Here is a 19,210-nt window from a genome sequence, read left to right as displayed (position 1 = left end):
AAAAAAAATGGAGCTATTTGACGTATATCCTATTTTAGATATAGAATTAACCAAAGGAGAAGGAGTTTATGTTTTTGATAAACAAGGTCATATGTATTTAGATTTTTATGGAGGACATGCCGTTATTTCCATTGGTCATTCGCATCCATATTATTTGAGAGCCTTAACAGAACAAATTCATAAAATATCTTATTATTCGAATAGTGTTTTTATTTCTCAAAAGAAAAAATTGGCTAATTTACTTGGTCGTCTTTCAGGATATGAAAACTATTCGTTATTTCTTTGCAATTCAGGAACTGAATCCAATGAAAATGCTTTGAAAATAGCCTCTTTTCATACAGGAAAGAAAAAAATTATTGCTTTTAAAGGAGCCTTTCATGGAAGAACAAGTGGAAGTGTATCCGTGACGGATAATTACAAAATAGTATCTCCTTTTAATGCCCAACATGAAACTATATTTATAGATTATAAGGATGTTAATTTCTTAGAAAGGGAATTAAAAACTGGAGAGATTTGTGCTTTAATCACGGAAGGAATACAAGGAATATCTGGAATTAGAGATCCTGGTTTAAATTTTTTTTGTAAAGTTTGGGAACTTTGCAAAAAGTACGATACAATTTTTATTATTGATGAAGTTCAAAGTGGATATGGAAGAACTGGATCTTTTTTTTCTCACCAGTTTTATTCTGTTAAGCCAGATTTAATTACTATCGCTAAAGGAATGGGAAATGGATTTCCCATAGGAGGATTGCTTATACATCCTAAATTTATCCCTTATTATGGAATGTTAGGCACCACATTTGGTGGAAATCATCTAGCTTGTGCTGCTGGTATTGCGGTATTGGAGATTATGAAAAAAGAAAATTTAATTGAAAATGCTAAAAAAATGGGAAATATACTGTTGCAAGAATTGCGGATGATTCCTCAAATCAAAAAAATAAGAGGAAGAGGATTGATGTTAGGGTTAGAATTTGATTTTCCTATTCAGGATTTGAAAAATATTTTAATATACAAAGAAAAAGTATTTGTAGGAACATCTAACAATTCATATGTCTTACGATTACTCCCTCCACTGATTATTAACGTAAATCATATTAAATTATTTCTAACAAAACTAAAAAATGCCTTAGCATATCTAAAAAATGAAAAATAATATAAAAAAGGCTATGCTCGTACTGGAAGATGGAACAGAATATCCAGCTTATCATTTTGGGGCGAAAGTATCTTCTTCTGGAGAAGTAGTTTTTAATACAGCTATGGTAGGTTACACAGAAAGTTTAACTGATCCTTCTTACAAAGGTCAAATATTGACTTATACTTATCCTATAATAGGAAATTATGGAGTTCCCTCTTCCTCTTGGAAGGAAGGGATCCATGAATTCTATGAATCCGATAAGGTTCAAGTATCCGGCCTTATTATTTCCTATTATTCCAATCGTCCGTATCATTGGAATATGTGTTTCTCTCTATCGGATTGGTTGAAAGAAAATGGTGTACCTGGATTATATGGAGTAGATACTAGATTTATTGCACAAAAACTTAGAAAAAAAGGGGGAAGCATGTTAGGTAAAATTTTAATGGAAAAAGAAGATCTTCCTTTTTATGATCCTAACCAGGAAAATCTTTCTGAAAAAGTATCTGTACAGAATAAAATTCTGTATGGAAAAGGAAAATATAAAATATTACTTGTAGATTTTGGATTAAAGAATAATATTTTGCGTTGTCTTTTACGGAGAGATTGTACTATCATCAGGGTTCCATGGGATTATGATTTTACGAAGGAAGAATATGACGGTTTGGTCCTTTCTAATGGTCCTGGAGATCCAAAAATTTATGAAAAACCCATATATTATCTTCGTAAAGCTATGAAAAAAGAACGACCTATATTTGGGATATGTTTAGGAAATCAACTTTTGGGAATTGCTGCAGGAGGAGATACTTACAAGCTTCCGTATGCACACAGAGGACATAATCAACCAGTGGTCTTATTAGAAAAAGGACAAAATTTTATCACATCACAAAACCATGGATATGTTTTGGATACTAAAAATATTTCTAAAGAGTGGAAAATGTTCTTCAAAAATTTAAATGATAACACTTGCGAAGGAATTATTCATGATTACAAACCTTTTTTTTCGGTACAATTTCATCCAGAAGCATCAAGTGGACCTACAGATACGGAATTTTTATTCGATATTTTTATCAATTCTATGGAAAATAATTAAAAAAAGAATCTTCCAAGTATGAAAATAGATAAAGTACTTATCCTGGGATCAGGAGCCTTAAAGATAGGAGAAGCCGGAGAATTTGATTATTCTGGAACACAAGCTTTAAAAGCCCTTAAAGAGGAGGGAATTTATACTATATTGATTAATCCAAATATAGCCACTGTTCAAACTTCGAAAGAAGTGGCTGATAAAGTTTATTTTCTTCCTCTCACATTTTTTTTTATAAAAAAGGTTATTGAGAAGGAAAAACCGAAAGGAATTTTGCTTTCTTTTGGAGGACAAACTGCCTTGAATTGTGGAATTCAACTTTTTAAAGAAGGTCTTCTAGAAAAATATAAAATTCAAGTTTTAGGAACGTCTATTGAATCGATTATACAGAGTGAAGATAGAAATCTCTTTCGAAAGAGATTGAGCCGTATGAATATAAAAACGGCAAAAAGTTTTGTGGTGTATTCCATGGATCATGCCATATCCTATGCTTTAAAGATTGGTTTTCCTGTTATAATTAGATCAGCTTACACTCTTGGAGGTTTAGGGAGTGGTTTTGCAAAAAATATTCATGATTTAAAAAAAATTGTCAATAAGGCTTTTTCTTATTCTTCTCAAGTAGTTGTAGAAGAGTATTTAGAAGGATGGAAGGAAATTGAGTATGAAATAGTTAGAGATAAATATGATAGTAGTATTGCTGTGTGCAATATGGAAAATTTTGATCCCATAGGGATTCATACAGGAGAAAGTATTGTAATAGCTCCTTCGCAAACTTTAACAAATTCAGAATATTATAAATTAAGACAATTATCTCTGCAGATAGCCAGAAAATTTGAGATAGTAGGAGAATGTAATGTTCAATTTGCTTTAAATCCAAAATCGGAAGATTATAGGATCATTGAAGTGAACGCTCGTCTTTCTCGTTCTAGCGCTCTTGCTTCTAAAGCAACTGGTTATCCTTTAGCTTTTGTCTCTGCAAAATTAGCTATAGGATATGGATTACATGAATTAAAAAATTCTGTGACTAAAACTACTTATGCTTTTTTTGAACCAGCATTGGATTATGTTGTATGCAAAATTCCTAGGTGGGATCTGAAGAAATTTTATGGAGTTTCCAATAGAATTGGAAGTAGTATGAAAAGTGTAGGAGAAGTTATGGCTATTGGAGGATCTTTTGAGGAATCCTTACAGAAAGGGATTCGGATGTTAGATATTGGAATGTTAGGATTTATAAATACAAATAAAAAAAAAATTGGATCCCTTCATCTGCTCAAAGATGCTTTGAAAAAACCTACCGATCAAAGAATTCTATTTCTAGAAGAAGCTTTAGAAGAAGGTTTTTCTATCAAAGAAATCCATGATTTAACCAAAATAGATCCGTGGTTTCTATACCAGTTGAATAACATTTTTCAAACAAAAAAAGAAATTTCTTCTTATGAAAGTTGGATGGATATTCCAAATGAATTATTCCGTAAAGCTAAGAAAGAAGGTTTTTCTGATATGCAAATAGCTAGTCTTTTTATTCATAAAAAAGAGAAGGAAGAGAGTATTTATGATCTGGAAAAAAGAATAAGAAAATATAGAAAAAAAAGAAGTATTATCCCATATGTTCGACAAATTGATACTTTAGCTTCTGAATATCCAGCATATACAAATTATTTGTATTTGACTTATCATTCCATTCAGCATGACGTTCTTTACGAAAAGGATGAAAAATCTGTAATAACTTTAGGATCTGGAGTTTATAGAATTGGAAGTAGTGTAGAATTTGATTGGTGTTGTGTTAATGCATTAAATGCTATTAAGAAAGAATCTTATAGATCTATAATGATTAATTATAATCCAGAAACAGTTAGTACCGATTTTGATGTGTGTGATAGATTATATTTTGAGGAATTAACTTTAGAACGTGTTTTAGATATTATTGATTTAGAAAAACCAAAAGGAACCATAGTATCTATGGGAGGACAAATTCCCAATAACTTGGTTTTAAAGCTTTATGAAAACGAAGTAAAGATATTAGGAACCTCACCACTTTCTATAGACGAAGTGGAAAATAGATACAAATTTTCTCATGCGATGGATCATTTAGGGATAGGGCAACCTAAATGGAAAGAATTATCAGATTTTGAAACGATTTATCAATTTGTAGAAGAAGTAGACTATCCTATATTAGTTAGACCTTCCTATGTTCTATCAGGTGCGGATATGAATGTAATTTCTAATCAAGAAGAACTTCATCGTTATCTTAGAGATAAAGTATCGGTTTCTCCAGAGCACCCATTAGTTATTACAGAGTTTATAAAAAATGCCAAAGAAATTGAATTAGATGCAGTTTCTCAAACTGGAGAGATTTTATATTATGCTATATCAGAACATGTAGAGTTTGCAGGAGTACATTCAGGAGATGCTACGTTAGTATATCCTCCACACAATCTATATTTATCTACATTAAAAGAAATAGTTCGTATATCTAAAAAAATAGCCAAATATTTTAATATATCTGGACCTTTTAATATTCAATTTTTATCTAAAGATAATGAAGTAAAAGTAATTGAATGCAATTTGAGAGCCTCTAGAAGTTTTCCTTTCGTATCAAAAGTATCTCATTTCAACATGATAGAACTAGCTACCCAAGTCCTTCTTGGAAAGAAAAAGGAGAAAAAGGAACCGAATTTCTTTACAACAAATTTCTTAGGAATAAAAGCCTCACAATTTTCTTTTTCCCGTTTACAAGATGCGGATCCTATTTTAGGAGTAGATATGACTTCTACTGGGGAAGTAGGATGTTTAGGATATACTTTTGATGAAGCCCTTTTAAAATCTATGCTTTCTGTTGGTTATACTATTCCAAAAAAAAATATTCTTATATCAGGAGGACCAATGGGATCAAAATTAGATCTTTTAGATATGGTGAAACTTTTGCATCAAAGAAGATATATATTATTTGCGACAGAAGGAACAAATAATTTTTTATCTGATTATGGAATCCCCTCTATAAGGGTCCATTGGCCAAATGTTAGAAAAGATCCAAATGTTCTTGACTTGATAAAGGATAGAAAATTAGATCTGATTATTAATATTCCCAAAAATTTAAGTAAATCAGAGTTGGATAATGATTATGCTATAAGACGTTCTTCCGTAGATTTTAATATTCCTCTACTCACTAATACTCGTTTAGCAAAGGCTTTTATACAAGCTTTTTGTCATTTATCTATGGATAAACTTTTTATAACAGCTTGGGATGAATATGAATAAATGAATTTATGAAAAAATTTTTTAGCGTAGAAGATGTTTTAAATGTATCTGATCTCATTAGAGAAGCAATTAATTTGAAGAAAAATCCTTATTGTTTTCAACATATTGGAAAAAATAAAACAATTGGATTGGTATTTTTTAATCCTAGTTTACGTACAAGGATTAGTTGTCAAAAAGCTGCTTTTAACTTAGGATGTAATACTTGGGTATTAGATATTCATCAAGATTCCTGGAAAATAGAAATGAGTAATGGAAGTATCATGAGAAATACTCAAGAACATTTAAAAGAAGCTATTTCTGTCCTGAGTACCTATTGTGATATTCTAGCAGTAAGAACTTTTCCAAATCTTTTAGACAGAAATGAGGATTATCAAGAAATAATTTTTAATAAGATCTTGAACTATTCTAAAGTTCCAGTAATCAACATGGAAAGTGCAACCTTGCATCCTTTACAGTCTTTAGCGGATGTGATGACTATCGCAGAAACAAGACACTTTTTTGCTAAAAAAAAATGTAAAGTGGTGTTAAGTTGGGCTCCTCATATAAAACCATTACCGCATTCCGTGGCAAATTCCCTTTCTCAATGGGTTTCAAAAATAAAAGAAATAGATTTTCTCATTACTTGTCCTGAAAAGTATGACTTATGTAAAAAATTTTCTGACGGAATTTATACTATCCATAACCAAAATGAAGCATTTTTAAATGCAGATTTTATCTATGCAAAAAATTGGAGCAGTTATATAAATTATGGAAAAATACTTTGTTCTAGTTCTAGTTGGATGATTACTGAAAAAAAAATGAAGTTGACTAATCAAGCTAAATTTATGCACTGTTTACCTGTAAGAAGAAATATGGTAGTGGAAGATGCAGTTTTGGATAGTCCAAATTCCATTGTTTTGCAACAAGCAGAAAATAGAATTTATGCGGCACAAATAATTTTTTTGAAAATTTTACAATCTTTATCATGAAAATCCATATAGTAAAAATTGGAGGAAATCTAATTAATGACCCAAAATGGCTTAATGCTTCTTTAGAGTCTTTTTTGCAACTACAAGGGAATAAAATATTCGTTCATGGAGGAGGGAGTAAGGCAAACATTATTGCTGATAAAATGGGAATTATTCAAAAATTTATACAAGGAAGAAGGATTACGGATCAAGTAACTCTTGATCTAGTGGTTATGACCTATGCAGGTTTAATAAACAAAAACATTATAGCTAAATTGCAATCTTATGACTGTAATGCTTTGGGATTATGTGGAGCGGATGGAAATAGTATAAAGTCTTCCTTTCGTTTAAAAAAAACAGAAACGGATATTGATTATGGATACGTAGGGGATATCAACAGTAGAAGTGTTAACACTTTTTTTCTAAAATTTCTTTTGAAAAAAAAGATTGTTCCTGTATTTTGTTCTATTACTCATAATGGAAAAGGGGTTCTTCTAAATACTAATGCAGACACTATAGCGGCAGGTATAGCCATATCTTTAACCAAAGAAGGGGATGAAATAGAACTGCATTTTTGTTTTGAAAAAAAGGGAGTATTACGATATTTACATGATGCTGAATCTTATTATAAAAAAATAGATTTTCGTTTATTTCAAATAATCAAAAAAAATCATACTATTAAAAATGGAATGATTCCGAAATTGGAAAATGCTTTTTTTGCATTAAAAAATGGAGTATCTAAGGTAAGTATAGGTCAACCTTATTATTTAAATGACTTGAATAATAAGACAGTTTTATGTCTGTAGTAGATTTAAAAATATTAAAGAAAGAAGCTATACAACTTCTTATAAAAATGATAAATACGCCATCTATATCTAAACAAGAGAAAAAAGTATCTTTTCTGATAGAAGATTATCTTTCTAGATATGGATTCCATATAAAAAGAAAATTTAACAATATATGGACAGAAAATACTAATTATGATGCTAAAAAAGAAAATATTCGTACTATTTTATTAAATTCTCATCATGATACAGTGAAACCAGGAAAAAACTGGAAAACAAATCCTTTTACGGCTATAAAACAAGGAGATAAATTAATAGGTTTAGGAAGTAATGATGCGGGAGCTTCTGTCGTTTCATTAATTTCCACTTTTATATACTTAAACAGTTTCTCTGTCCTACCTTACAAATTGGTACTTTCTCTTACAGCAGAAGAGGAAATTTCTGGACCATTAGGTGTAAGATCCATTTTATCTGAATTAGGAAAAATAGATTTAGGGATAATAGGAGAACCAACAAAAATGCAAGTAGCTATTGCGGAAAAAGGGTTAGTAGTTTTAGATTGCCTAGCGGAAGGAAAAACAGGACATTCTGCAAGAGATATAGGGGTGAATGCTATCTATATAGCTACAAAAGATATAGAATGTTTAAGAAATCTTCAGTTTGATAGAAAGTCTAAATTGCTAGGTTATCCTACATTAACAGTCACTCAAATACAAGGAGGGATACAACATAATGTGATTCCGGATTCTTGCTCTTTTGTCATAGATATTAGAACTAATGAATTATATACAAATGAGGAATTGATTGAAATGATCCGAAAAAAAATTCATTCTAAAATGAAACCACGTTCTTCTCATTCAAATTCTTCTTTCATAAATCCATCGCATCCAATTGTATCAAAAGCTAAGTTCATAGGGAGAAAAATTTATGGATCTCCTACTCTTTCGGATCAAAGTATTATGTCTTTTTCAACTATTAAAATGGGTGTGGGAGATAGCAAACGTTCTCATACGACAAATGAGTATATCCATATTTCTGAAATCCTAGATGGAATAGATATTTATATCCGTTTGTTAAAAGACTTTCAATTTTAAAACAAAAAAGGTAAATTTGTTCTCTTTAATAAACAAAAAAAGTATGATACAAGAAATAAACGATGATAATTTTGAAAAAATTATTTTTGAATCGAATAAGCCTGTTTTAGTGGATTTTTGGGCTCCATGGTGTGCTCCATGTAGAACATTATCTGCTATATTAGAAGACATATTTACTGAATATATAGGGAAAGCATTGGTTGTTAAATTAAATGTAGATAACAACCCAAAAACTTCTTCTCAATATGGAATACGTAGTATTCCTACCATGTTTTTTTTTAAAAACGGAGAAAAGAAAGATATGCATATTGGAGTATCTTCTAAGGAAGATATCAGAAAAAAATTAGAGGCTTTGATTTAATACTTTTTTCGGTCTGGTAGTTCAGTTGGTTAGAATACATGCCTGTCACGCATGGGGTCGCGGGTTCAAGTCCCGTCCAGACCGCCTTTTATATTTTTATATGTTGTTTTTTATTTTATATTTGATTAGATCTTCTATCGATATAATTTTCATATGAAATTTTTTAGCCATTTGAATTAATTGTGGAAGACGCGCCATAGATCCGTTTTTATTTAAAATCTCGACCAAGACCCCTCCAGGTATGCATCCTGCCATTCTAGTTATATCTATTGCCGCTTCTGTATGTCCTGGTCTTTCTAAGACACCTCCTTTTTTTGCGCGAAGAGGGAAAATATGACCTGGCTTGTTAAAAGCTTCTGGTTTGACTTCGTGAACTAGTGCTAAGATAGTCTTAGCTCTATCTGAAACAGATATCCCTGTACTTACGCCATAACCTCGTGCATCTACGGATACTGTAAAAGCTGTTTTTCTAGGATCTGTGTTATTGTTCACCATCATTTGAAGTTCTAATTGATCACATTTTTCCTCTGTTAAGGAAACACAAACTAATCCTCTACCATGAGTAATTAGAAAATTGACAATTTTAGGGGTTACTTTTTCTGCGGCTACTACAAAATCTCCTTCATTTTCACGATTTTCATCATCCACCACAATAATGAGTTTTCCATTTTGTATATCCTGCAAAGCAGATTCTATACAATTTAGATTTCCTTTATCAGAAGAATAAAAAACCATAAATAAATCCTCTATTTTATATTTTAGTTTTAGCTATTATTACAATTACATATAATAAAAATCATCCATTACAGTTTTATAAGTAATCCATATACTCAGTGGGAAAAAAACAAAATTTGGAATCCAAGCTCCAATCCATGGCCATATTTCTGCTTTTTCTCCTTGATTTTGTGTAATGGTAAGTAAAGTATGATAAATAATGAATATAATTATGGCTATCAGGGTGGGCCGCCCCATCCCTCCTTTTCGGATGATAGCTCCTAGTGGGGCTCCAATAAGAAACATTATAATGCATGTTACTGGAAAGGTAAATTTTTTCTGTAATTCGAATTGATACTTGGCTAAGTGTTTTTTTCTATTCTGAAGAAACTTTTTTTGATGTTGAAGTTCATCTATTAAAATGGATATATGTAGGAGAAGAGATCTCTTCTTATTCTTGGATCTTTTGAAAAAAATTTTTTTTTTCTGAAAAAGGGAATTATAATTCAATTTTTGAAAATCAGAATACAATTGACAATTTTTTTTTTTTAAAAAATGTATTTTTTCCATCAGTTTTTTTGTATCAAGAGTTTTATAGGAATCATCATAATAATAATCTAAGTTTTTGTATTCTATTAAAGGTTTTTTAAAAGATTGAATGAAAGAATTAAAATGGACCATTTGATACGAATAAGTTTTTCCTTCATAAGGATTATCCCTATAGAAAAACCCCTTCATGAGTTTAATTTGAAAGCCATCCTCCTTTTTATTTGGAATTAAAATTCCCTTTTCGGCAAGGATCGTATTGATTGCTAAATTTTTTCCGTAAAAAAAAATGAATAGATTTTCTAGTAATTTACTATTTTTTTTTTTGCCTATTTTTATGAAAAAATCTGGAAAAAGGTTAACAAAAACTCCTTCTTTTAACCTCAAGGAGGGATGAGTTATTGAAATTTGATATCCTAATTCTTGAGCTTTTCTTTTTGCCTCTGGAATGGAAAAATCAGAAAAAAAATATAGTCCCACGGATAGAAGGAATGTTATACATAAAAGAGGCTTCATGACTCTAAAAAGGGATATTCCAGAAGACTTAATAGCTATAAGTTCTTGGGATTCTGAAATATATCCATAAGTTATGATAGAAGTCAGCAATATAGAAATGGGGATCACTAATGGGATAATTGAAATTCCAAAATAATATATAAACTTTAGAATAATTAAAATGTTAATATTTTTTCCTGTTAATTCATCCATTTTACTCCAAAAAAATTGAACAATAAATACAAAAAAAATAAGAAAAAAAAATGATTAAAAAAGGAGCCATAAATAAACGAATCATGTATAGATCTAGTTTTTTTATTTGAATCCTTATACTCATGGAGTTCTTCTTTTCCTATAAGATAAGAAAAGTATTTTACTCATTTATATTTATTATCATCCGGTTCTGGTAAGAAAAAATATCCGTTTTTTTGAAAAGTATTTTTTCCATAAAAATTAACTATTTTTTGAATATCTGATAAGTCTATAAAAGGACCTTGTAATCGAATTAGTTCATTTTTATTAGAAAATAAAAGGTCTCCTTTTCCAATTAATTGTTCCGCTCCTGTACAATCTAGAATGGTTATAGAGTCTATTTTAGAACTTACTCTAAACGCAATTCTTGCGGTAAAATTAGATTTAATTAGTCCAGTAATAACATCAACAGAGGGTCTTTGTGTAGCTATAATCAAATGAATCCCCACAGCACGAGCTAACTGTGCTAAACGGGTTATATATATTTCTATTTGTTTTTTTTTAAAAGAAAGACTTAAATCTGCAAATTCATCAATAATTAGGATAATATAAGGTAAATGATATTTTTTTTCATATTTACCATTGTATTCTTGAATATTTCTAACCATTGCTCTTTCTAAAAGAGAATATCTATTATCCATTTCTTTGCATAAAGAATTTAATATATCTCTTACTTCATGGATGTTTGTAATGATCGGATTTATAGAATTAGGTAAAAGAGCAAAATAAGATTTAGAAATTTTTTTATAGATAGATAACTCTACCTTTTTTGGATCGATCAAAATAAATTTTAGATCTTCTGGTTTTTTTTTATATAATAAGAAGACTATCATAGCATTTAATCCAACTGATTTCCCTTGTCCAGTAGATCCTGCTATAAGTAGATGTGGCATCTTGACTAAATCTATCATAAAAATTTCATTAAATACGGTTCTTCCTAAAGAAATAGGGAGTTCCATTTTATGACTTTTTTTGAAACTTTCTTCAGAATCAAGGAGATTTTTCATATATACGAAAGAACGTTTATTATTGGGGATTTCTATCCCTACAGAACCTTTTCCAGGCATGGGGGCTATGATTCTTATAGATAAAGCGGATAAATTTAAAGCTATTTCCTTTTCTAAGTTTTTTATTTTTGAAATACGTACGCCTACCTGAGGAAATATTTCGTATAAAGTGATAGTAGGTCCTATAGTGGCCTTAATTTTATCTACTGTGATCTTATAATAGTTGAGGAGATGAATAATTTTTTTTTTATTATTTTCCAGATCTTTTTCAGATGTAGATGATAGAAAATCTTCATTTTTAGAAGAAAGTATAGGAGGATTTATGATAGAACTTTTTATTTCTTTTTTCTCAAAAAATGGAGGATTATCAATGGATAAATCCGTTTTTCTATAATTAAAAAAGTTTTTTAATAATTTCCATAATTGGATTATCCACCCCATATCTTCATGGACATATTGTATTTTTTTTTTTATTCCATTTTTTAACTTTGGAGTAGTAATCCGGAATATGATGATGGAATAAAGGATGATACTTGTAAGGACTAGGATTCCTAGTCCTACCTTTCCAAATAAGCTGATCAAAAAATTGCCTATTTCAAAACCAAAAATACCACTTAGTATTCCATTTTCAGGAAAAATCAGATAAAAGGTTATAGGAATCCATATGCTGAAAAATAGAAAATTCCATATTATGGATTGATATTTATTCCGCAGAAATCTTCCTTCGAAAAGGATTATGAATCCTGTGAGGAACAATAATAATGGAAAAAAAAAGGCACTAATTCCTATTCCGCAGTATATAAAATAGTGAGATAGAATAGCCCCTATTTTTCCAAGTAAATTTTCCGCTCTTATTTCTTTATCAAAAAGTTTATCCAGTTGACTTTGATCATTTTTCCAATGAAAAAGAAAAGATAAAAAACTTAAAAATAAAAAAAGACTATTTCCTAATAAAAAAAAACCAGAAATAGTTTTAATCATATTTCTTTTCTCTCTGTTTTTAGAATTTTTGAAATTTTTGTTCATGTTTTTGAATTGAAATTTCCATTTTTCTATCCATAATTAATTATCCTTTCTTTGAAAAAAAAGTTTTTTATACTATATTAGGCCTATTCTATTAGAAAAACATTGCGATAAATATTAAAAAAAAATGAAAAAAACAAGAATGATCTCTCTTTTTATTGTTTTGGGATTTTTTTATCCTTGGCATAAGGTCCATAGTGAAATGATAAAAAAAGGAGAAAAGTTAAGAACAATAATGGAAAAGAATGTAAATCCCCATCGGAATTTTAATATGTACATGGATTTTACGAGTAGTATTCATTCTACAGTAGAAAAAGATATTTTTGATGGATCTCCTTTTTCTACAGAATCTTTCAAATTAGACCTGATAGGAAAGGCGAATGATAAAATCAGTTATCGTTTTGTACAAAAATTTAATAATAAGAAAAACCATGTGGATAAGGAGGATGATTTAGATAATGTGGAAGACCATAAGATGTATGATCCCATCATCATTAATTTAGCTTATTTGAAATATAAGTATAATGATAAACTATCGTTTTTGATAGGAAAACAACCGGTTTCTTTTGGAAGTATGGAATATAATTCTAAAGATCTTCATATCTATCAGTATCCTGATGTATACAAAAGCAAGGAAAATCCTGTTGGGATAAATTTTATTTATACTCCAGAAAAAAATCAAGAATTACAGTTCCAGATTGTAAATAGCCATTCTAGAAAACTAGATGAAGAAATGCACCCTGAAAAAGTCAATCATCCTATGGGATATTCTGCGAATTGGAATTGGAATTTATTTAATAAAATTATTCAAAATAAATGGTCTTATTCTATTTTTCAAGAAAGTGAAAAGGATCAATTATGGAAATTATTAGCATTAGGGAGTAGATTAGATTTAAAACCGATTTCTATAGAAGCGGATTACATATTGAGTGATGAAGATATAGAAAAAAACGGTTTTTTTACAAAAATTTTACGTTCATTAAATAATAATTATAAGGATTTTGTCTCTATAAAATATGGAACTTATTTTCTAAAATTTAAGTATAACTTCATCCCAAAATGGAATTTATTTGCGAAAGGAGTATATGAAGTTGGAAGATCTAAAAAAGACATTCATGAAATTTATGGAATGGTTAAAGATCAATTACTCAAAAAAGCATATACTTATTATGGAGGGATAGAATATATGCCTTGTAAGGATGATCTAAGTTTATATTTTTTATATAAAAAACAAAAAATTGATTATATGAATTTTATAAAACAAGAAAATAAGGATAATCATTCTATGGCTTTGGGATTAAGTTATCGCATCAAATTATTTTAAAACAAAAAGAAAAATATCGAGAATCCTGCTCGATATTTTTCTTGTCTCCGCATGAGAATGAAAATAGGACTTTTTTTTGGATCATTTAATCCCATTCATTTAGGTCATGTAATCCTTGCTAATCACATAGTAGAGTTTTTGGATATAGATCATATTTGGTTTGTTGTTTCTCCAAAAAATCCACTAAAAAAAAAAACGGATCTTTTAGATTATGTCCATAGAATAAAGATGGTCCGCATCGCCGTTGAAGGTTATAAGAAAATGAGTGTTTTAGATATAGAATCTGAATGTTCTCCTTCTTATACTATTCATACGCTTGATGTAATAGAGAAAAAATATCCTAAAGATAAATTTACTCTCATTATAGGAAGAGATACTTTATATTCATTAAAAAAATGGAAGAGTTATAAAATTATTTTAAATAAATATGATATTTTCGTATACCCTCGTATTGGTTTTTTCTCTAATCCTTTTTTTAAAAAGGAAAATATCTATCTTTTAAAAGCGCCTATGATTGAAATATCTTCTTCTTTTATTCGAAATTCTATTCAAAAAGGAAAGAATATAAAACCTTTGCTTCAACCAAAAGTATGGAAGTATATGAAAAAACATAAATTTTATAGAAAATAATGAAATTAAGAATGGAATGGATTATTCTCCCATTCTTTTTTTTTGTATTGGTAAGTCTTTTTTAATAATCTTTGAAATTCAAGTTCACAAAATATTTTTTTTATGGAATTCCAATTGGGTTTTTTCACAGAAAATTTTTCCTCTTGAAAATAAAAGAAGGGAACGTTAGTAACAATGGTTACTAATCTTTTAGATAGAAGACCTAATTTTTTATTCTTTTCAATATTTTTTTTAATCTTTCCGCTAAGATCATGGGTAGAATTTAAAAATTTTTCAAGACTTCCATACTTTTGAATAAATTTTCTAGCATATTTTTCTCCTATCCCCGGTAATCCTGGTATATTGTCAGAAGAATCTCCCATCATACTCCATAAATCTATAACTTGTTTAGGTTCTATCACTCCAAATTTTTTTTTTATTTCCTCAATTCCTAATATTTTTTTTGGATTCCCTTTAAAAGGAGGTCTATAAATCTGGATGTTTTTTGTGACAAGTTGGCTAAAATCTTTGTCCAAAGTAATGATATAAATCATATATCCTTTTTTTTCTGCTTTTTTTGCTATAGTTCCGATGAGATCATCTGCTTCGTATCCATCTTTTGCATAAAAGGAGGAAATTCGAAAAGACTTTAAAATATTTACAACATAAGGCATAGCAATAGAAATATCTCTTGGAGTTTTTTTTCTATGAGCTTTATATTTAGGATATTCTTTTTTTCGAAAAGTTTTTCGACTAGTATCAAAAAAAGCAGCCATATAAGAAGGTTTTTCCTCATTTAAAGTATTAATTAAAAAATAAGTAAAATGTATGATAGGAGAAGTGTTTATTCCTTGGGAAGTAAAAAGTGGATTTTTTATATAAGCATAATAGCCTTGATAAAGAATAGTGTATGTATCTATTAAAAATAATTTTTTATTATTCATATTTTATTTTTATTATGTAAATATGTAGAAAAAAAGGGCTTTTATAATCACAACCGTTTTTCTGTCTCTAGGTATAAGGATGTCATAAATAAGTATGAAAAAATCAAATAATAAATATACAGTAACTGCTGCTTTTCCATATGCAAATGGACCCATTCATATAGGACATTTAGCTGGTGTCTATTTACCTGCAGATATTTTTGTTCGTTATCTTAGACGGAAAAAAAAGGAGGTTATTTTTATATGTGGTTCCGATGAACATGGAGTTCCTATTACGATACAAGCTAAAAAAGAAAATACGACTCCTAAAGAAATAGTCAATAAATATCATTTTATGATTAAAGATTGTTTTGAAAATTTTGGGATACATTTTGATAACTATTCCAGAACTTCTACAGTTATTCATCAAAAAATTTCTACTTCTTTTTTTAAGAAGTTACATAAAGAAAAAAAAATCTTTGAAAAAGTATCTGAACAATACTATGACAATCAAGCTAAACAATTTTTGGCGGATAGATATATATATGGAATTTGCCCCCATTGTAAACACAAGGAAGCTTATGGAGATCAATGCGAAAGTTGTGGTTCTTCGTTAAGTCCTGAAGAATTAATAAATCCTCTTTCTACTATAAGTGGAAGCAATCCAGTTTTGAAAAAAACTAAACATTGGTATTTTCCATTAAATGAATATCAAAATTTTTTGGAAAAATGGATTTTAATGGATCATCAAAAAGACTGGAAAGTGAATGTATATGGACAAGCTAAATCTTGGTTAGATCAAGGATTACAACCTCGTGCTATTACAAGAGATCTTGATTGGGGAATTCCGATTCCGAAAGAGATAGGAAAAGTTTTATATGTATGGTTTGAGGCCACTATAGGTTATATTTCCTCTACTATAGAATGGGCAAAACGGAAAAAAAAGGACTGGAAACCTTATTGGAAAGATCAAAGAACAAAATTAATTCAATTTATAGGAAAAGATAATATTGTATTTCATTGCATTATCTTTCCAGCTGTACTTAAAGCATATAATCAGGGATATATTTTACCGGATAAAATCCTTGCTAATGAATTTCTAAATTTAGAAAATGAAAAAATTTCTACTTCTAGAAATTGGGGAGTATGGGTTCATGAATACTTAAGGGATTTTCCAAATCAACAAGATACACTTCGTTACATTCTTATAGCTAATATGCCAGAAAAAAAAGATAACAATTTTAATTGGAAGGATTTTCAAAAAACAAATAATACGGAGCTGGTAGCTATATTAGGAAATTTCGTTAATCGTAGTCTGACTTTAATTCAAAAATACAACAATGGGATTATTCCCCATCCTGGTATTTTTTCCATCACAGATAAATCTATTTTAAAAAAAATAAGGAAATATCCGGAAAATATAGGGGATTTGATCGAATCCTTTCGATTTCGTGAAGCTTTAGTTTGTTTTATGGATTTAGCTAGACTTGGAAACAAGTATTTAACGGAAGAGGAACCTTGGAATATAAAAAAAACGGAACAACGGATAGAGACGATCCTTTACGTTTCTTTGCAAATTGTTGGGATGTTAGCGCAATTAGCAGAGCTTTTTCTTCCATATACGGCCAATAAACTATTAAAAATGCTTCGTTTGGAAGCTTATTTTTGGAACAAAATAGAAAACGTGAAGGAATTTTTATGTCCAGGACATGTTTTAGGAAAGTCTACATTGTTATTTAACAAAATAACAGATAAAAGTGTTGAAAAACAACTAGAAAAATTAGGAAAAAGTGACTTATGAAAATAAGTTACTCTTTGTCTTTTTTTTGTTATTTTTTTCTTGTAATGATGAAGATTTCTTAAAAAACAAAGAAAATTTTAAAAATATGGATGAAAATTCCATATTTCATTATCATGAAAAAAATAAGAATTCGGATAAGTTACGATTTTTTATTTCTGATAATATGATAAAAGCTCCTTTAGATGGATATTTTTTTATATGGGGCACTATGAGATTGAGTAATATTCAGAATGAAAAAAAAAAATATCACACTATAAGTTATGGAGTCGATGTATTTATTAATAATTTTTTAAAGTATAAAACTTATTTCAAAGATTTTATAAATGAGGAGGATGAAAAGATCTCTAAATTAGATTTAAAAGGAAACTTCCATCTAAAAATTCCAGTAAAGAAAAATGATAAATTATCCTTACAATATTCTATAAAAAGAAAGGATCCTATATCTTTATATTTTTTTGATGAAAAACAAAAAGTTTTAAGGAATGAATTAGATCATATACAAATATTTTTCCATCCATAATTAATCAGCGGAGAGAGAGGGATTCGAACCCCCGGAGGTAAAAACCTCAACGGTTTTCAAGACCGACGCAATTAACCACTCTGCCATCTCTCCTAAATTTCAATTTCTACAATATTTCTAAGAAGATCTTGCATAGTTTCTCTTCTTCTAATAAGAAAATCTTGTCCTTTTACAATCATAACTTCAGAAGGTCTATAACGAGAATTATAATTAGAAGACATAGAAAAACAGTAAGCTCCTGCATTTTTAATACATAAAATATCCCCCTCACGGATTTCTGCAATTTGACGATTGAATCCAAATGTATCCGACTCACAAATATATCCTACTACTGTGTAGAAACGAGAACGACCGTTAGGATTAGAAATATTTTCGATACAGTGATAAGCCTCATAAAACATGGGACGAATAAAGTGATTAAAACCGGAATCTACTCCAGCAAATACGGTAGAAGTGGTATGTTTAATAACATTGACATGAACTAAAAAGGACCCAGATTCACTCACTAAAAATTTACCAGGTTCCCATATCAAAGTTACTTTTTTTCCATACACTTTACAAAAACTTTCAAACTTTTCTATAATAGAACGACTTAAAAAAGTCAAATCCGTTTTTATGTCATTTTTTGTATATGGAACTTTAAATCCACTTCCAAAATCTATATAATCAATATCTGGAAAATCTAGAGCTATTTGAAATATCACTTTAGCTCCTTGTAAAAAGGCTTCTATATCTGAGATATCAGACCCTGCATGCATATGAAATCCCTCTATTTTCAGTCCTGTATTTTTTAATATCCTTTTTAGATGAGGAATTTGATAATAAGATATTCCGAATTTTGAATCGACATGTCCAACTGAAATTTTATAATTCCCTCCTGCCATAATATGAGGATTGATTCTTATTCCTATAGGATAATCTGGATTTTCATTTCCAAACTGTTCTAAAAGAGATAGATTATCTATGTTAATTTTGACTCCGAAATCAACCGCTTTTTTAACTTCTTGTAGAGAGACACAATTTGGAGTGAATATAATATGTTTTGGAGAAAATCCAGCTCTTAACCCTAGTTCTACTTCTTGAATAGAAACGGTATCTAATCCACTTCCTAACTTTTGTAAAAATTTTAAAACATTCAAATTAGTGTTTGCTTTACAAGCATAGTTAATTCTTAAACGTGTAACTTCACTAAATGCCTTCTTCATCTTTATATATTGTCTTTCTATTTTTCTAGAATCATATATATAAAGAGGAGTTCCGTATTTTTTTCCTAGTTGCATTAACTGGTCTCTAGAAACTGAAGAATCCCTATTTTCATTCATAATTCTATCATCT

The 19,210-nt window shown here is 29.3% G+C and carries 16 protein-coding genes and 2 tRNA genes; 12 read left to right on the top strand and 6 right to left on the bottom strand.

Going from position 1 to position 19,210, the window contains the following annotated elements:
- The first annotated feature begins 7 nt into the window (after positions 1 to 7).
- The 8 genes from BPLAN_RS01645 to BPLAN_RS01610 all read left to right on the top strand — a co-directional run bounded on the left by BPLAN_RS01645 (position 8) and on the right by BPLAN_RS01610 (position 8,745).
- Complete coding sequence (locus BPLAN_RS01645; RefSeq protein ID WP_012821476.1) at positions 8 to 1,153, top strand: aspartate aminotransferase family protein; 1,146 nt, start codon at positions 8 to 10, stop codon at positions 1,151 to 1,153.
- Positions 1,143 to 2,225, top strand: a complete 1,083-nt coding sequence (gene carA / locus BPLAN_RS01640) for a glutamine-hydrolyzing carbamoyl-phosphate synthase small subunit (protein WP_012821475.1) — start codon at positions 1,143 to 1,145, stop codon at positions 2,223 to 2,225. Before BPLAN_RS01645 ends, carA begins: the two co-directional genes overlap by 11 nt.
- A gap of 18 nt (positions 2,226 to 2,243) precedes the next feature.
- A complete protein-coding gene (gene carB / locus BPLAN_RS01635; protein WP_012821474.1) occupies positions 2,244 to 5,474 on the top strand; it encodes a carbamoyl-phosphate synthase (glutamine-hydrolyzing) large subunit in 3,231 nt (1,076 codons plus the stop codon).
- An 8-nt stretch (positions 5,475 to 5,482) separates the two neighbouring features.
- Positions 5,483 to 6,442 carry an N-acetylornithine carbamoyltransferase gene (locus BPLAN_RS01630; RefSeq protein WP_012821473.1) on the top strand — a complete coding sequence of 320 codons (960 nt, stop codon included), beginning with the start codon at positions 5,483 to 5,485 and terminating at the stop codon, positions 6,440 to 6,442.
- Positions 6,439 to 7,227 (top strand): acetylglutamate kinase, encoded by a 789-nt coding sequence (gene argB, locus BPLAN_RS01625; RefSeq protein WP_012821472.1) that lies wholly within the window; start codon positions 6,439 to 6,441, stop codon positions 7,225 to 7,227. Before BPLAN_RS01630 ends, argB begins: the two co-directional genes overlap by 4 nt.
- Entirely contained in the window at positions 7,218 to 8,300 is a 1,083-nt protein-coding gene (locus BPLAN_RS01620; RefSeq protein ID WP_012821471.1) for a M20 family metallo-hydrolase, read from the top strand. Before argB ends, BPLAN_RS01620 begins: the two co-directional genes overlap by 10 nt.
- Positions 8,301 to 8,343: 43 nt before the next feature.
- Positions 8,344 to 8,661: a thioredoxin gene (gene trxA, locus BPLAN_RS01615; protein ID WP_012821470.1), complete on the top strand. Its 318-nt coding sequence runs from the start codon at positions 8,344 to 8,346 to the stop codon at positions 8,659 to 8,661.
- A gap of 10 nt (positions 8,662 to 8,671) precedes the next feature.
- Positions 8,672 to 8,745, top strand: a tRNA-Asp gene (locus BPLAN_RS01610).
- A 12-nt stretch (positions 8,746 to 8,757) separates the two neighbouring features.
- Here the strand turns inward: BPLAN_RS01610 and ribB are convergent.
- From ribB to BPLAN_RS01595, 3 genes are all read right to left on the bottom strand, one after another.
- Entirely contained in the window at positions 8,758 to 9,396 is a 639-nt protein-coding gene (gene ribB / locus BPLAN_RS01605) for a 3,4-dihydroxy-2-butanone-4-phosphate synthase (RefSeq protein ID WP_012821469.1), read from the bottom strand.
- A gap of 45 nt (positions 9,397 to 9,441) precedes the next feature.
- Positions 9,442 to 10,629: an LptF/LptG family permease gene (locus tag BPLAN_RS01600; RefSeq protein ID WP_012821468.1), complete on the bottom strand. Its 1,188-nt coding sequence runs from the start codon at positions 10,627 to 10,629 to the stop codon at positions 9,442 to 9,444.
- Positions 10,630 to 10,793: 164 nt separating this feature from the next.
- Positions 10,794 to 12,701, bottom strand: coding sequence for a DNA translocase FtsK 4TM domain-containing protein (locus BPLAN_RS01595; RefSeq protein ID WP_012821467.1), 1,908 nt, complete (start codon positions 12,699 to 12,701; stop codon positions 10,794 to 10,796).
- Between the two features lie 124 nt (positions 12,702 to 12,825).
- Here BPLAN_RS01595 and BPLAN_RS01590 point away from each other — a divergent pair, with 124 nt between their 5' ends.
- Entirely contained in the window at positions 12,826 to 14,022 is a 1,197-nt protein-coding gene (locus BPLAN_RS01590) for a porin (protein ID WP_012821466.1), read from the top strand.
- Between the two features lie 57 nt (positions 14,023 to 14,079).
- A complete protein-coding gene (gene nadD / locus BPLAN_RS01585) occupies positions 14,080 to 14,652 on the top strand; it encodes a nicotinate (nicotinamide) nucleotide adenylyltransferase (RefSeq protein WP_173024191.1) in 573 nt (190 codons plus the stop codon).
- 5 nt (positions 14,653 to 14,657) lie between these two features.
- Here nadD and BPLAN_RS01580 read toward each other — a convergent pair whose 3' ends face one another.
- Positions 14,658 to 15,575 carry a 5'-3' exonuclease H3TH domain-containing protein gene (locus BPLAN_RS01580; protein ID WP_012821464.1) on the bottom strand — a complete coding sequence of 306 codons (918 nt, stop codon included), beginning with the start codon at positions 15,573 to 15,575 and terminating at the stop codon, positions 14,658 to 14,660.
- 94 nt (positions 15,576 to 15,669) lie between these two features.
- Between BPLAN_RS01580 and metG the strand changes: the two genes are divergently transcribed.
- Positions 15,670 to 17,355: a methionine--tRNA ligase gene (metG, locus tag BPLAN_RS01575; protein ID WP_012821463.1), complete on the top strand. Its 1,686-nt coding sequence runs from the start codon at positions 15,670 to 15,672 to the stop codon at positions 17,353 to 17,355.
- Between the two features lie 85 nt (positions 17,356 to 17,440).
- Positions 17,441 to 17,875, top strand: a complete 435-nt coding sequence (locus tag BPLAN_RS01570) for a hypothetical protein (protein ID WP_148213672.1) — start codon at positions 17,441 to 17,443, stop codon at positions 17,873 to 17,875.
- An 8-nt stretch (positions 17,876 to 17,883) separates the two neighbouring features.
- Here BPLAN_RS01570 and BPLAN_RS01565 read toward each other — a convergent pair.
- Both BPLAN_RS01565 and lysA read right to left on the bottom strand, forming a co-directional pair.
- Positions 17,884 to 17,968, bottom strand: a tRNA-Ser gene (locus tag BPLAN_RS01565).
- Positions 17,968 to 19,197 (bottom strand): diaminopimelate decarboxylase, encoded by a 1,230-nt coding sequence (gene lysA / locus BPLAN_RS01560; protein ID WP_012821462.1) that lies wholly within the window; start codon positions 19,195 to 19,197, stop codon positions 17,968 to 17,970. Before lysA ends, BPLAN_RS01565 begins: the two co-directional genes overlap by 1 nt.
- Positions 19,198 to 19,210: the final 13 nt, after the last annotated feature.

It is taken from the genome of Blattabacterium sp. (Periplaneta americana) str. BPLAN (assembly GCF_000093165.1).
Taxonomy (GTDB): domain Bacteria; phylum Bacteroidota; class Bacteroidia; order Flavobacteriales; family Blattabacteriaceae; genus Blattabacterium.
The sequence above is the reverse complement of the archived record's forward strand: the minus strand, read 5'-3'. Positions and strand labels throughout refer to the sequence as shown.

Bases quoted from the DNA above. Each gene is read 5' to 3' on its own strand.
- carB (WP_012821474.1), top strand. From the start codon at position 2,244: ATGAAAATAGATAAAGTACTTATCCTGGGATCAGGAGCCTTAAAGATA.
- BPLAN_RS01590 (WP_012821466.1), top strand. From the start codon at position 12,826: ATGAAAAAAACAAGAATGATCTCTCTTTTTATTGTTTTGGGATTTTTT.
- BPLAN_RS01645 (WP_012821476.1), top strand. From the start codon at position 8: ATGGAGCTATTTGACGTATATCCTATTTTAGATATAGAATTAACCAAA.
- trxA (WP_012821470.1), top strand. From the start codon at position 8,344: ATGATACAAGAAATAAACGATGATAATTTTGAAAAAATTATTTTTGAA.
- nadD (WP_173024191.1), top strand. From the start codon at position 14,080: ATGAAAATAGGACTTTTTTTTGGATCATTTAATCCCATTCATTTAGGT.
- metG (WP_012821463.1), top strand. From the start codon at position 15,670: ATGAAAAAATCAAATAATAAATATACAGTAACTGCTGCTTTTCCATAT.
- lysA (WP_012821462.1), bottom strand. From the start codon at position 19,197: ATGAATGAAAATAGGGATTCTTCAGTTTCTAGAGACCAGTTAATGCAA.
- BPLAN_RS01595 (WP_012821467.1), bottom strand. From the start codon at position 12,701: ATGAACAAAAATTTCAAAAATTCTAAAAACAGAGAGAAAAGAAATATG.
- carA (WP_012821475.1), top strand. From the start codon at position 1,143: ATGAAAAATAATATAAAAAAGGCTATGCTCGTACTGGAAGATGGAACA.
- BPLAN_RS01570 (WP_148213672.1), top strand. From the start codon at position 17,441: ATGGATGAAAATTCCATATTTCATTATCATGAAAAAAATAAGAATTCG.
- ribB (WP_012821469.1), bottom strand. From the start codon at position 9,396: ATGGTTTTTTATTCTTCTGATAAAGGAAATCTAAATTGTATAGAATCT.
- BPLAN_RS01630 (WP_012821473.1), top strand. From the start codon at position 5,483: ATGAAAAAATTTTTTAGCGTAGAAGATGTTTTAAATGTATCTGATCTC.
- BPLAN_RS01580 (WP_012821464.1), bottom strand. From the start codon at position 15,575: ATGAATAATAAAAAATTATTTTTAATAGATACATACACTATTCTTTAT.
- argB (WP_012821472.1), top strand. From the start codon at position 6,439: ATGAAAATCCATATAGTAAAAATTGGAGGAAATCTAATTAATGACCCA.
- BPLAN_RS01600 (WP_012821468.1), bottom strand. From the start codon at position 10,629: ATGGATGAATTAACAGGAAAAAATATTAACATTTTAATTATTCTAAAG.
- BPLAN_RS01620 (WP_012821471.1), top strand. From the start codon at position 7,218: ATGTCTGTAGTAGATTTAAAAATATTAAAGAAAGAAGCTATACAACTT.